Consider the following 12,464-nt stretch of genomic DNA (forward strand, 5'->3'; position numbering starts at 1 on the left):
AGTAGGGCTCCAGACGCGCCATCTGCGCATCCGTCAGCCAGAAAGGGTCAGACATATCACCGCTCCGTTTTCGTAGCCGCGAACCACGCAAACCGACCAAAATCAATGGGTCCTGAGCCTAGGCTCTTGGTTAAAAGGGCCTCCAGGGTCTATTGCGCAATAGACCCTGACAACAAACTCTGTGGGATCATCCAATATTCGTCCCGATAGTTGCAGATTGCCTGCTGGTCTGGCTGCCCCTGACGGACATCTAGAAGGTTGATCAAAATCGTGCAAAACTCAGGGAGAGAAGAGCGCTATCTTTTGACCTTCGGTATAAGCGCGCAGAACACTAACCATATCAAGATAATGACATTCGATGGAGGGGAATCCGGAAGCTATACTGCCATCACGATGATACATTTCTACTGTAGTGAAGATTGCAGTTTCTCCCATTCTTGATGGGAATACGAAACATCCTTTCACTGCTTCGCCCGATGCGACGCTTGAGAGGGCAATGTCATAAAAGAACTGCTTGATGATGTCAGGTAGGCCGGGAGCATTTCCAAGATACGTGGCATCGTAGTATTTTGCGTCGACCACATGAAGGGTTCCGGATGAGTCCCGAAGAACGATATCCGTCTGCAATCCCCTATCTTGCACCGATAGACCGCCATCATTCCGCCGATAGGCAGGGCGCGGCAAACGACTGTTCCATCCCGCTTCCACACCCCGTAGAACCTGCCGTAGCATGTGTTCCCAAACCGTATGGAAGTCCTCGACGCCATAATACGTTTCTCCCGCGCGCGTGGCGGAATCGTTGACAAGGTACGAAATAAGCCCATTGGCCAAGAAAATAGCTCTGCTAGCATAGAGTTCAGGTAAGAGCAGCCGAAGGTGAGTTGCCCAGAGTGTTCTTGGCAACCGGGGCTGTGAGTAGCGCTTAAGTTCGTCCTGGCGGCCGATAAGCCCGTCAATCCACCAGCCGTGCTGGCGGGCGATTTCCAGCAACACGGCAGCCTGAATCTGTGCCAGCAAGGAATCGTGCGAATCCTTCGTTCGTGTCGTCCGGATGTCCTCATAGACAACGCTGCCATCGGAGCCGACATAAGACTGCTCGCGTATAACAGTTCGCGGCCAGTCAGGCTTGCCGGAAGTACGCGATCGATGACGCGAGCGTTCCGAGAAAATGCCATAGAGCAGGAAGTCCTTGGCCAGGTCCGCGACCACTGCAAGGCGTCCGGTATCGCCTTCGCCACCTGTGGCAACGCCGAGCCTATCTGTCATGTCCCGCCCGAAACGGGCGAGAGCGCGCATCGTAAGGCGAGCGGTTATTAGGTCTCGCTCAGCGATGCCGGTATAGGACTTGCGCGGAAGGAAAACGAATGAGCGTTCTTCAGAGACTCCTGCCAGTCCGCAAAACTGTAATGCAGACCGACCGGCCTTTACCCCGATGCGTGTGGACCGCAGTTCTGATGCCAGTTCGGGATGTTCATCAGCGATTTGCGAGAAGTCGGTCCGGTCCTGAAGAATGTGTGGGGCGGCGCTCATCGTTACGTCCCACTTGCGGGCTCTCCTCCGCTAAATTTTGCGAGAAGGGCGTCGGAAAAAATCCGCTGCGAGGCTGCAACACGCGCCGAGATTTCTCCAAAAGTCTTCACGGCAGAGACATCAAAGACTTTTTCACGTCCATGATGCCGAAGCAGATCATCCCAAAGGTAAATCAGAACCTTCCCAGGTACGAGACTGGAGCGGGCAAGATCCTCTGCTGTGACAAACCAAGGCCCGAGCAGCCGGTCTTCTGCAATATCAAGTTGCTCTGTGAGATGGTCATTCATTGTCTTGGCGAAAACGTGCCAAGGCACCGTTTGGATCGACCCATCGCCCATAACAATGTCCAGTGTCCCGTTGGGGGCGGCTGAGTAGTCAATGGGCACATATTCCTGACGCCAGCGGCGCCGGAAGGCGGTATCTATTGGGTACACGCCTTGATCTGCGCTGTTCATGGTTGCCAGCAACCAGAGATTTGACGGCAAGGACACACGGTCGATTTCGCGGTCAAGGCTGGTCGAGAGCCATGCCTTGAACTCTGGTGTCGGGAAATCAACATCATATTTGCCTGCTCCAACCCCATCTCTATCGAGTAAAAGAAAGAGATCACCAAACACGGCTGCAGCGGGCGCGCGGTTTAGTTCTTCAATGACCAGATAGTTTTCGCGATCAGGCTGTGCGAGGGCGTTGCGAAGCGCCAAGGCGAACGGACCGGGCGAGAAAGAATATGTGACACGGTCTTCCTGCATCACCGGCTTCAAAGCGCCGACAAAGTCGCTGTTCTGCATGTCAGGATGAAACACTGTGCGAACGCAGAGTTTCCCATCGACCATGGCATCCACGGTGTGTGTCTTGCCGGTTCCGGGTGCGCCGTAGAAAATAACGTTCTCACCACCCGTTAGCGCAGTCGGCGTGACCGCGGTCGGTGTTTCCTCACCGGGCAACGCCCCTGTGCCAGCCCCTTCGACAACATGGAGATGCGCCATGTTCTCTACGTAGTAGTGAAGAAACTCAGGCCGGAAACAACAGACGTAGCGTCCCTTGGCGTCTTGCGATCGAGCAAAGCCGAACCGAAAAGCTCCGGCGATAGCCTCGATATGGACGTAGGCCGACGTTGGATTCGCATGTCCCTGATAAGCTGCTGCGTCCCATGCGCAAATCACGACCTCATCGTCATCAAGGCAATAGAACCCAAGGAGTAAACACCGATGTGAACCAGCCTTGTCCAGTTCAAAGTCTGCCTGATGTTCTGCGTAATCACGCGTAATCTGAATGCGTTTCTCGTGCGGTCTGTCACGCGCCGAATCAGCAAGATTGGGGAAGATGTACACTTCCAACGTGTAGGATGCGCCGGGTGTTTGGCTTTCGGCTGTAAATTTAACGAATCTGACGCGCGGTGCTGGCGGTTCATGCCTGTAGATGTTTGCTGTCCATCCCCAGGCCGTTAGGGCGCGTTCAAGGATTTGTTCGCGCTTATCGATGTCAGGATGCGCTGGGTCATCCCCCTCCACCACTTCTCCCAACGCGGTCGACTGGTACTTCATTGTTCCTCGTTTCTCGTCTGCTCTTTTTTGGTTGCTTGTGGCAGAGTCTCGCCAAAGTTGGGAGAAACTGCCGAAAAATCATAAGAATGCACAACTGTTCCGGAGTTCAGTTTTGTCTTTACAAAGTGGCGGCGACGCGACCACATGGATTTAATTTTCGGGAGGGCAGCATCGAGCAAAGCGGAAAGCGAAGGCGAAACCGGAAAATCAAGGATATTGGAACGCGTTACATGAAAGCCGTCTCCTACGCTGCGCCAGTATTGAAGAAAGACATCTGAAGTGATGATGCCGAGGCAACGATAGAAATCCTCCCGGTTGCGGAAGGAGAACTCCTGCACCCCACTACCGGCTTCACCGCGCACAGAAATGTAGTTTCTTGCCACGCTGCCGACAAAGAGCGTTTGGTTTCCTTTGTTATCAAGCAGATCGCCGAGGCGGTGGGAGAAACCCTGCCCCTGCAAGTATAGCGCCATTGCCTCCGACGCAGGCCGAATAAACTGGTCACTTAGCTGATAGCGTGTCACATCGTGAAATCTTGCCGGACCGGCGAGCAAGGTCGCACGATCCGCAGCAGACCAGCGATACAAAGGTGACGAGTAGAGACAGTGCTCTGCACTTGAAAAGGCGGAAAGGATCGTACAGCGCTGGCTGTTCGCCTTATTTGTGTTGGAACTTTGCGGCTTGCCGGATTTGAAAAGTGTGTCGGGGATGTTGTCAAAGTGGCTCGCAAAAACGGTGTAGCGGCCAGCACGCATCTTCTCTCTCAATATCGAGTAATCGCGACTGAACGCGATCGAGAGAGGGAGGATGAAATGTATGGCCGCGAGCGGGGACGCAACTTCAAGACAGCGATCCAAAAAATCAGCGTAGGTGTTCTTCCAAGCCGCCCCTTTAGGGTTGGATACAAAGGGAGGATTTCCAAAAACAATCACAGGACGAGCAGATTTTACCCCGGCATAGTTTAGAAAATCGGTATGTTCAAAAGACGGTGTGAAGTAGTCTGCTCCTAAAGCGGCATTGATCAAATCGAACTGACTTTTTGCATAATCAAGAGCAGAGGAATTGAAGTCCACCATATGCAAATCGAGGTCGCGCATCACCTCTACCGGCACACCAAGATCGAGCAGCTTAGCAAGCAGAGCATAGACGAGTACGCCAGAACCGCACGAAGGTTCGATCAAGCGATTCTGCCGAACAAATGCGATAGCTTGCTCGGGGCGTGATATTCCACCCACGTCAAAATACTGGTTCCAGAAGAACTGCGCGACATCGACAGGGGTATAGTAAGAGCCGGATTGCTTACGTGCGTGTTCCGACTTGCATGGTGTGTAGTATGCAAGATCGCGCTCATCTTTTTCAGCTTGAGGCAGGACGCGATCCAGTAAGTATTTTGCGGCATCCGAAAGCGCCTGCCCGGACAAGAGAAAGTCCGCAGCCTGCTCGCTTTCTTTTGGACGTGACACCGCGATATTCATCATAAATTCTCGATAAGATGAGCAACCATTTTTTCGCCGAGGAGGCAAGGAACCGCATTTCCAATTTGCTTTTGGATGGATCGACGATTTCCGGCAAACTTATAACCATCAGGAAATGTCTGGATTGCGGCTATCTCCGGCACCCGAAGGCGACGATTATCCCAATGAAAGGGTCCAACCCAAGGACCTGGTTGTGCTGCTATCGTAATCGATGGTAAGTCGGGATGCAGCTTCTGGAGGAAGTTCCAAAACCGTCCTCCAGGCCGAAACGTTCTGCCATCGTAGTTATTGAGCTTAGAAAGGGCTATGTAGTTCTTCCCTGCCGGAACATGAACAAGTTCATGATAGTAAGTGCCCGATGAAGCATCTTCCTGTGGCTCTGAATATTTCTCTGCGGCAAACTTCTTGATGAACGTTCCGACCCCAACATAAGGATCGAATCCATTCATTAGATCAGGTTTCGATGGGTCGCTATGCGTTTGATGAGGCTCAGGGATGGCATGTATGGCTCCCTTCACGCCAAAGACAAACACGCGCTTCCGCTTCTGAGGCACACCGAAATCTGCCGAGTTCGCTCGAAAAACGGTACAGGAATATCCGAGACCCCGCGCCTCTGAGACAAAGCGTTCAAAAGTGGGTAGATTGGTCGGATGACGGATACTCTCTACATTCTCGAACAGGAACCCATTCGGTTGTAGTTCGTTCACTGCTCTCAGAAATTGACCTAGCATATTACGAGGGTCTTCATCGATAAGGCGATTATCGTTTTTTACCCAATAGCCATTCTTCGAGAATGGCTGGCACGGAGGACCACCGATCAGAATTTTGTCGGAGCCATCACGCCAATCCGTGAAGTCAACATTTCTTATGTCATCTTCGATTACCGAAGACTCGTGGCCACTGATATTATTGAGTCGAAGAGTTTCAGCAGCATCGGGGTCATTCTCGACGCAGGCTATGATCTCCGCGCCAGCGTTGATTGCGCCGATGTCCAAGCCTCCTGCGCCAGAGAACAAGCTAATGCAATTGACCACTGTCTGCTCCTTTCACGCCGCTTAGCGCGACCGTTCGTTCTTGTCTTCCAGTTAGGCGGCCAGACAGCGCTGCCTTGCCGACGGGGTGTCCTGTGTACTCGATTCGAGCACCAACCTTGGACCATGAGGGTAGTTACATATCGTGGCTCGCGCATCAGAAAATTACCAGATATAGCGATTTATCCACATATGTTCTTTATATGTTCTCATACACTTGGTCCGTTGGCAAGTAGTTATCGAGAGGGCAGTCGCCGACATCTACCTCGGTGGAGGCGTGTCTAGCGGTGCGGCTTCTGACGTCCATCCAAGGCGGCGCGAGCCTTGGCCGTGATCCATCTTCGGCAAGATGGCGGCATGCAATCCGCGCGGGGTTGATCAGGGTTCCAAGGGGCTCGAAGGCTCCATGGTCGATGGGATGGTTCTAAGGAAGGGCAGCGCGAAAGCTCCCTTCGGTTGGTCTCGATGAAGTCGTCTCCATGAAATGGTCTGGATGAAGTCCTCATGGGGGTATCGGGGGAGCAGGAACGCGCCCCTGATTGGTGATGCAACGGCCATACGGTGCGAGTGGGTTTCAAGGGGCGCGATAGCCCCTGATCCTCCAGAAGGGATCGATGGGTGCAGGGAGAGCGAAGTCTCCCGCGAGTGATTGAACGGCGATACGTTCTGCTGGCTCTGAAATGGGTTCAATACCCTGAAAGAGCCACAGGCCGGGGGTTCCACAGGGGCGCGCAGCGGGCCCCTTGGCAAGAAGGTTTTGTACTACAAAACACATCTTGCGGTTCACCGAATTTGGGCAAATCGAGCGTAGTACACAAACAGGGAAAACAGCCGCAACGGTTTGTACTACAAAGCGAAGACGCCTAGCCTACGGGGGTCTATCAATTTTGTACTACAGTCGGGCTGTGTCAGGAACAGTGGTTTGCTGCGCTGCGCAAGAAGCCATGCAGACGCTTTCCTATATGGAAACCGAGATCAGTTGCTGAAGCGGGACATATGAAGGTCTTTCTGGATGATACGCGGGCCACACCCGAGGGCTGGGAGCGCGTGTACCGTGTGAGCGAAGCCATCGAGCTTCTGCGGACAGGCGCGGTTGAGCTTATCAGCCTCGATTATCATCTAGGCGATGCAGAGCAAGGCACCGGTCTCGATGTTCTGCTGTGGATCGAACAGGCCGTGCGGGACAGTGACTTCTGCCCTCCAGTCATCCGCGTGCATAGCGATCATCGCCGTGGACGTGCTCAGATGCTGGAGAAGTTGGATGTGATCCAGCACAGCGTTCATAAGTCTCGAAATCAGTAGCGGCTCAATACGCTCGACATATGCTTAGAGCAAAGTTCATTGCACCGCCGAATCTTGAATTCGGGGCTCGACCTTTTCTTTCAATAGCGCAACTAATTCAGGATCGCCCCGTTCATATTCGTCAGGGATATGAAGCGTGATGATGCGGTTATCGGGCGGGCGTTGCTTGTACTTTTTCCTGATCCGCTCGCGATGGTGCGTTTCCATTGCGAATATCCAATCAGCACTCGCCACAAGTTCTTTGGTTAGCGGCCTTGGCGCGCTCGCGTCTGTACCAGCAGACACTGCTTGGATTCCTGGATAGTCCTTGAACACATCCTCGGCGGTCGGGCTGCGTAGCTTGTTAGCAGTGCAGACGAACAGCACAAGCAGCGGTTTTTTGCTATCGGGGCTCATCAGAGGCCCTCCATTCCTAAATCCCCGAGAATATCGGGACTGAGCATCCTATGCGGCGGCCTGATAATTGCCGTTTCAATGGATTCGAATGCATCCTCCGTCCTGATCGCGGTGAACGGGTAACTGTCATGGGGACCCGCGCCCGCAATGCCCATCATCGCCCCGCGCAGCCGCCTGACGGGCTCGCCATCGCCAGGTATGGGGTTCACAGACCAGGCGGTGTACATCTTGCAGCCTTGGGTTTCGCGGGTGAACCCCAACAGCACGATGTTTCCTCCAACATAGAGGACGCCGCCATCATCGCTCTGTTTGACCTTCAGATCGGTCGAGTCCGGGTCGGTATAGTCCTGCTCTTCCGTGAAGCTGGTGAAGCCGCCGGATGTGCTGATCTTTAGACGCGAGACAAGGACGCGCTCTTTTCGCAGCGCCGGAATGCTCCAGGCGGGCCGGAATATCCGGTAGTTGCCATCAAGGTCTGACAGGTCCTTGGCGAGCGGCCTAGCAAACTGCACGCTGTACTGCGCGGCAAAGCTCGCAAGACCTGGCGGCAAGCCTTCATCCGGTCTGAACAAATCCGTGCGCGGTTGTGCTGTGCGCTCGAAGAATTCATAGATCGCTTGCTTTTTGTGGGCGCGTGCATTGAGCAGTGAATCCGGCCCACCATCATGCCAGCGCTTGAGCGTGCCATCATCGATAACGCTGCGCGCCTTATCCGCGACTTGCCGGATCGTCTCCAGTGCCCGCTTGTCATCATTGATCATCGCAGCAAGGCGCTGCGCGGGGAATCCGTGCGCTCTCAAGACCTGATCAAGGGCCTGCCAGAGGTCTTTGTGCTGTTTTGTTGTGCCCTGCCACGGCATGGCGACCTCCAAATTCCAGCGCCCCATCAGGGACTTCGCATTTGTTCGCATATATGCGCGGCAATGCGAAGTCCATACGTGCAAATGAATTTTTAGCAGCAATAGATGCCTGCGAGACCATTCCCATCTGTTGATCACGTTCAGACGCAGACGCGCTGAACAAGGCAACGCCAGACCAATGAGAGAGGAAAAGTCATGAGCACGCCTTCGACGCAGCGCGCCTACGAGATCGGCAAGAATGGAGGGACCGTCAATACGAACGGTCTCTCCTACCAGGACAAGCAGCGGATCGACGCTGCGGTCAATGCCGGTCGGCAAGGAAAGTAAGTGGGCAAGTAAGCGCTGCCGATTGAACCGGGCGCGGGGCGAGAACCGCCCCGCGCCACCCCATAGAGAACAATAAGCCAGAGACTGAACCCATGCGGACAACTCTTCACAATGGCAGCTTCATCGAACTTTGCCCGCGCTGCGGTCCCGGCGGTCATTGCCACGTGTCCCGAGGCGATCCGCGCCGCTGCCCGCATCGGGTACGGCGGCTCCATCTATTTCCCGAAGTGAAAGAAGAATGGTCTTATGACCGGCGCTCCTAATCCCAACAGGCACCCCAGGCGCGGCTCGCCAACAGGCGCGCTCCTGATGGGCGTGTCGATGCTGGCCCTTGCCAGCTATTGGCCTGAGCTGACCGGCGCGCGGCCGGATGCTGCTGATCAGCTCTATCTTGGCTTCATGAAATTCATCGGCGGGCTCGCTGTTCTTGGCGGCCTGACCGGCTACTACAAGGCCTGGGTGCAGGCGCACAAACGCGCTGAAGCCGCCAAGCCGTCGGGGACCTTCGGTGAGGCTGCGTTTGCTACGCTGGATGAGTGCGCCGATGCGGGGCTGCTCGATCCGCGCGGGCTGTTTCTGGGGATGCTTGAGGGCCAGCCGCTCTTTTACAGCGGCAAAGCGCATTTGCTGACGGTCGCGCCCGCCCGTCAGGGCAAAGGCACAAGCGTTGTGATACCGAATTTGCTACATAGCCAGGCCTCGGTTTTTGTCACCGATCCCAAGGGCGAACTGGCGGCAGTGACGGCTGCGCACCGTGAACAGAATTTCGGGCAGGATGTCTTCGTCCTCAACCCTTGGGGCCTGCACGGCCTGCCGCAGCACCGGTGCAATCCGTTGCGTCCCCTTCTGGATGCGGCGGACGATCCGGCGCTGCTGCGCGGGATTGCCGATGCAGCCAAGGCGCTCGCGCTACAGCTGCTTCCCGAGCCTGAAGATGCGCGGAACCGCTACTTCCGTGACGGCTCGCGCATGATCCTGCGCGCCCTGATGCTGCATCTGGCGACACGCGGGCAGCCTGATCTCTGCACCCTGCCGGAGATGTGGCAGGTGCTTTCGAGCCCGCGCCGTATGGCGCGCGCCGTGGCTGAGATGGAGGATTCGGAGGCCCTGTTCGGCATGGTTGCCGCTCTCGGCGATGACCTTGCCGCACAGATGCAGGACAGCCCCGAGCAGTTTGCCGACTTCCGGCAAGGGGCCATCCAGGCGCTCGATATCTTTGATCCGCTCGGCTGGCTCGCCGATGCCGTCAGCGGCAACGATGTCGATTTCAAATCCCTGAAGGAGGGCAAGACAAGCATCTATCTCGTGATCCCGCAGGAGAAGATCGCAACGCACGGTGCTTGGCTCGGGCTTATCACGCGGCAAGCGATTGCGGCGGTCGCCCGCTCCAACGGCAAGAGCGAGGTTCTGTTTATGCTCGATGAGTTTGCCAATATGGGCAAACTCGCAGGGCTCGCAGAAAGCCTGACTGCGCTGCCCAGTCTGGGCGTCCGCGTCTGGGCCTTCGTGCAGGAGTTATCCGAGCTGATCCGCATCTATGGTCCGCATACGACAAGGACCGTGCTCAGCCAGGCTGAAGTGACCCAGTTTTTTGCGGTCCAGGATGACGGGCTTGCAAGAACCCTTTCAGCGGTGCTCGGCCAGCGCACGGTCAAAACGAAGAACTTCAACCTTGGGCGCTTCGAGGATGACGAGATCGGCGAGTCGGTGAGTGAAACCGGCAGGCCGCTCATGGCTGCCGACGAAATCCGCCAGATGGGCGCGCGCGAGCAGCTCTTGCTGATAAGCCGCCTGCCGCCAATCAGGGCACAGCGCATCCCTTTTTGGGAAGTGCAGCCGTGGGGATCGTGGGCAGCGTCAAACCCGGTCGAAGGGACAGCGCCTCTGGCCGCGCCAAAGATGAGATTGGAATACCAACCGAGAGACGAAAGCCATGAGTGACTTTAGGATCAAAGTTGTCGGTGCAAAGCCGCCGCGCAAGCCAGATGGCCCGCTGCGCAAAGCCGGAAAGCGCGTCTGCGCGGCTGCCCGCCAAGGTCTGATGAAGCCCCGCCGGGTCATGTTGGCCGGACTTGCTGGTTTCCTCCTGCTCGCAGGCACCCCGCATGTAGCATGGGAGTATGAGTGCCGTCATCCGATGCACGGGCCGGGCTCATGCCGTTCGGTCGCCTGGTGCGCCTATTACGGCATTCAGGGCCGCTGCATCGCGGTGCCGAACGACGGCATGCAATGCAGCCTATTCAAAGTGCTGCCGTTTGACTGGGGTCAGATCATTAGCGGTGCCTAATTTAGCAAGAACTAAATTAGTAAACCAAAATAAAGGAGAGAAATATGAGCAAGAACTTCGAGCGAAGAGATACTCGCTTCTCGGCAGATGGCCGCACCGTCTTCGTCAGGCTGCGCATCAACCGAAAGGATTTTGAGTTCGCGCGCTCATGGGCGGAATTCCACGCGGCAGCCGATCCGGCAGGGACGGCAGAAGACCATCTGGAAGGCTATCTGTCCATGGCGCTTCTAGAGGCGCGAGAGCACGCAAAGTGGCGCGCTCCGCCTGAGATCGAAGCGCTGTATCCCGCAGTGGATAAGGGTTTGAGAGGTTTGCCAGACATGGATGATGGCATCCCTTTCTGAGGCTCAAAGTTTGAGAAAACACCATAGAAAATGGTACAATAAAAATAGGGGCTTAAGCCTCTATCTCCGAGAAAGGTTGAGGAGATGAAAGACAATTTTGATGTCGCAGGGCGTAAAGGCCTGAGCGAAAGGTTCGGTTCGTTGGCGAAACCGACACTGACCGTCGATGTCGATAAGTATCAGGCGATGCTAGATGACAGCGAACTAACCGAAGAACAGAAGCGGCGGGTTCTCGAAGACCTCTGGTCGATCATCGTGAGCTTTGTCGAACTCGGCTTCCAGGTGCATCCGGTACAGGAAGTCTGTGGAAAAGACAGTCTGGCAGACGTTGAAGCTGCCAAACCAGCTTTAGATGCTGTAAGCTCGGACTATCCCAAACTGGAATAAGAGCGAAGGACGTGAGCCCGCAAATACGCGGTGCGGGCAAGAGATTGGAGTCAGTATGAAAACGGAATTTGAAAAGGAGATAGCTGCAACCAAGGCCATCATCTATTGCCGCGTATCCAGCACGAAGCAGAAGATCGAAGGTAGTGGCCTTGAGAGCCAAGAGCATCGCTGCCGCCAGTATGCGGCAAGCAAAGGCTACGAGGTTGAGGCCGTCTTTCCTGATGATGCTTCCGGCGGCGGTGACTTCATGAACCGCCCCGGCATGGTGGCGCTTCTGAGCTATCTCGATGCACAGCCAGGCAAGAACTACGTCATCATCTTTGATGATCTGAAGCGCTTTGCCCGCGATACTGAGTTCCACATCAAGCTCCGCCGTGAGTTCCAGCTGCGCGGGGCGCGGATCGAATGTCTGAACTTCCAGCTGGATGACTCGCCGGAAGGCAAGTTTGTTGAAACGATCTTTGCTGCGCAAGGCGAGTTGGAGCGCGAGCAAAACCGCCGCCAGGTGATCCAGAAGATGAAGGCGCGCGTTGAGAAGGGCTATTGGGTCTTCTCCGCGCCCGTTGGCTACAAATACAGCGCTGACCGCGCCCATGGGAAAATCCTGGTACGCGACGAACCGGTCGCCTCGATCCTAACGCAGGCGCTCGAAGGCTTTGCTTCGGGCCACTTGCAGTCGCAGAGCGAGGTGAAGCGCTTCCTGGAGAGCAAGCCTGCCTTCCCCAAAGACCTCCCCACCGGAGAAATCCGCTGGCAGCGGGTCAATCGCATTCTCACGCAGCTGACTTATGCCGGGTACGTCGAAGCCCCTAAATGGGACATTGCGCCCCGCAAAGGACAGCACGAACCGCTGATCAGCCTTGCGACCTATGAGGAAATCCAGAGGCGATTGAACGGCACTGCCAAGGCTCCAGCGCGCAAGGACATCAACGAGGACTTCCCGCTGCGCGGCTTCGTGCTGTGTGATGATTGCGGGCAAGC

The 12,464-nt window shown here is 55.7% G+C and carries 12 protein-coding genes and 1 pseudogene; 6 read left to right on the forward strand and 7 right to left on the reverse strand.

The genetic code is table 11. The features are described 5' to 3' along the window. Window positions 1–279: 279 nt before the first annotated feature. Genes JF290_RS09655 through JF290_RS09670 form a run of 4 tightly spaced genes read right to left on the reverse strand, consistent with a single transcriptional unit; the run spans window position 280 to window position 5,583 of the window. Window positions 280–1,530 (reverse strand): LlaJI family restriction endonuclease, encoded by a 1,251-nt coding sequence (locus JF290_RS09655; protein WP_199024658.1) that lies wholly within the window; start codon window positions 1,528–1,530, stop codon window positions 280–282. Between the two features lie 2 nt (window positions 1,531–1,532). Beyond that, window positions 1,533–3,074 carry an AAA family ATPase gene (locus JF290_RS09660; RefSeq protein WP_199024659.1) on the reverse strand — a complete coding sequence of 514 codons (1,542 nt, stop codon included), beginning with the start codon at window positions 3,072–3,074 and terminating at the stop codon, window positions 1,533–1,535. Then, complete coding sequence (locus JF290_RS09665; protein WP_199024660.1) at window positions 3,071–4,549, reverse strand: DNA methyltransferase family protein; 1,479 nt, start codon at window positions 4,547–4,549, stop codon at window positions 3,071–3,073. The genes JF290_RS09660 and JF290_RS09665 overlap by 4 nt, the downstream gene beginning before the upstream one ends. After that, window positions 4,549–5,583, reverse strand: a complete 1,035-nt coding sequence (locus JF290_RS09670; protein WP_328701231.1) for a DNA cytosine methyltransferase — start codon at window positions 5,581–5,583, stop codon at window positions 4,549–4,551. Before JF290_RS09670 ends, JF290_RS09665 begins: the two co-directional genes overlap by 1 nt. 993 nt (window positions 5,584–6,576) lie before the next feature. Between JF290_RS09670 and JF290_RS09675 the strand changes: the two genes are divergently transcribed. Further along, window positions 6,577–6,882, forward strand: coding sequence for a cyclic-phosphate processing receiver domain-containing protein (locus tag JF290_RS09675; protein ID WP_199024662.1), 306 nt, complete (start codon window positions 6,577–6,579; stop codon window positions 6,880–6,882). A 36-nt stretch (window positions 6,883–6,918) separates the two neighbouring features. Here the strand turns inward: JF290_RS09675 and JF290_RS09680 are convergent, their stop codons facing one another. Beyond that, the gene (locus JF290_RS09680) at window positions 6,919–7,278 is read right to left on the reverse strand and encodes a low molecular weight protein tyrosine phosphatase family protein (RefSeq protein WP_199024663.1); all 360 of its coding nucleotides are present in this window, start codon (window positions 7,276–7,278) and stop codon (window positions 6,919–6,921) included. After that, window positions 7,278–8,165 (reverse strand): hypothetical protein, encoded by an 888-nt coding sequence (locus JF290_RS09685; RefSeq protein WP_199024664.1) that lies wholly within the window; start codon window positions 8,163–8,165, stop codon window positions 7,278–7,280. The genes JF290_RS09680 and JF290_RS09685 overlap by 1 nt, the downstream gene beginning before the upstream one ends. A gap of 168 nt (window positions 8,166–8,333) precedes the next feature. Here JF290_RS09685 and JF290_RS19730 point away from each other — a divergent pair, with 168 nt between their 5' ends. The 5 genes and pseudogenes from JF290_RS19730 to JF290_RS19525 all read left to right on the forward strand — a co-directional run. Next, window positions 8,334–8,465: a hypothetical protein gene (locus JF290_RS19730; protein ID WP_268912011.1), complete on the forward strand. Its 132-nt coding sequence runs from the start codon at window positions 8,334–8,336 to the stop codon at window positions 8,463–8,465. Window positions 8,466–8,774: 309 nt separating this feature from the next. Further along, complete coding sequence (locus tag JF290_RS09690; protein WP_199024665.1) at window positions 8,775–10,406, forward strand: type IV secretory system conjugative DNA transfer family protein; 1,632 nt, start codon at window positions 8,775–8,777, stop codon at window positions 10,404–10,406. After that, window positions 10,399–10,752, forward strand: coding sequence for a hypothetical protein (locus tag JF290_RS09695; RefSeq protein WP_199024666.1), 354 nt, complete (start codon window positions 10,399–10,401; stop codon window positions 10,750–10,752). The genes JF290_RS09690 and JF290_RS09695 overlap by 8 nt, the downstream gene beginning before the upstream one ends. Window positions 10,753–10,796: 44 nt before the next feature. Beyond that, entirely contained in the window at window positions 10,797–11,096 is a 300-nt protein-coding gene (locus JF290_RS09700; protein WP_199024667.1) for a hypothetical protein, read from the forward strand. Between the two features lie 442 nt (window positions 11,097–11,538). Beyond that, window positions 11,539–11,967, forward strand: a pseudogene (locus JF290_RS19525) (recombinase family protein); the annotation flags it as partial. 150 nt (window positions 11,968–12,117) lie between these two features. Here JF290_RS19525 and JF290_RS19530 read toward each other — a convergent pair. After that, the gene (locus tag JF290_RS19530; protein ID WP_233155256.1) at window positions 12,118–12,462 is read right to left on the reverse strand and encodes a hypothetical protein; all 345 of its coding nucleotides are present in this window, start codon (window positions 12,460–12,462) and stop codon (window positions 12,118–12,120) included. Between the last annotated feature and the right edge of the window lie 2 nt (window positions 12,463–12,464).

The organism is Sedimentitalea arenosa, assembly GCF_016428585.1.
In the GTDB taxonomy this organism is placed as follows: domain Bacteria; phylum Pseudomonadota; class Alphaproteobacteria; order Rhodobacterales; family Rhodobacteraceae; genus Sedimentitalea; species Sedimentitalea arenosa.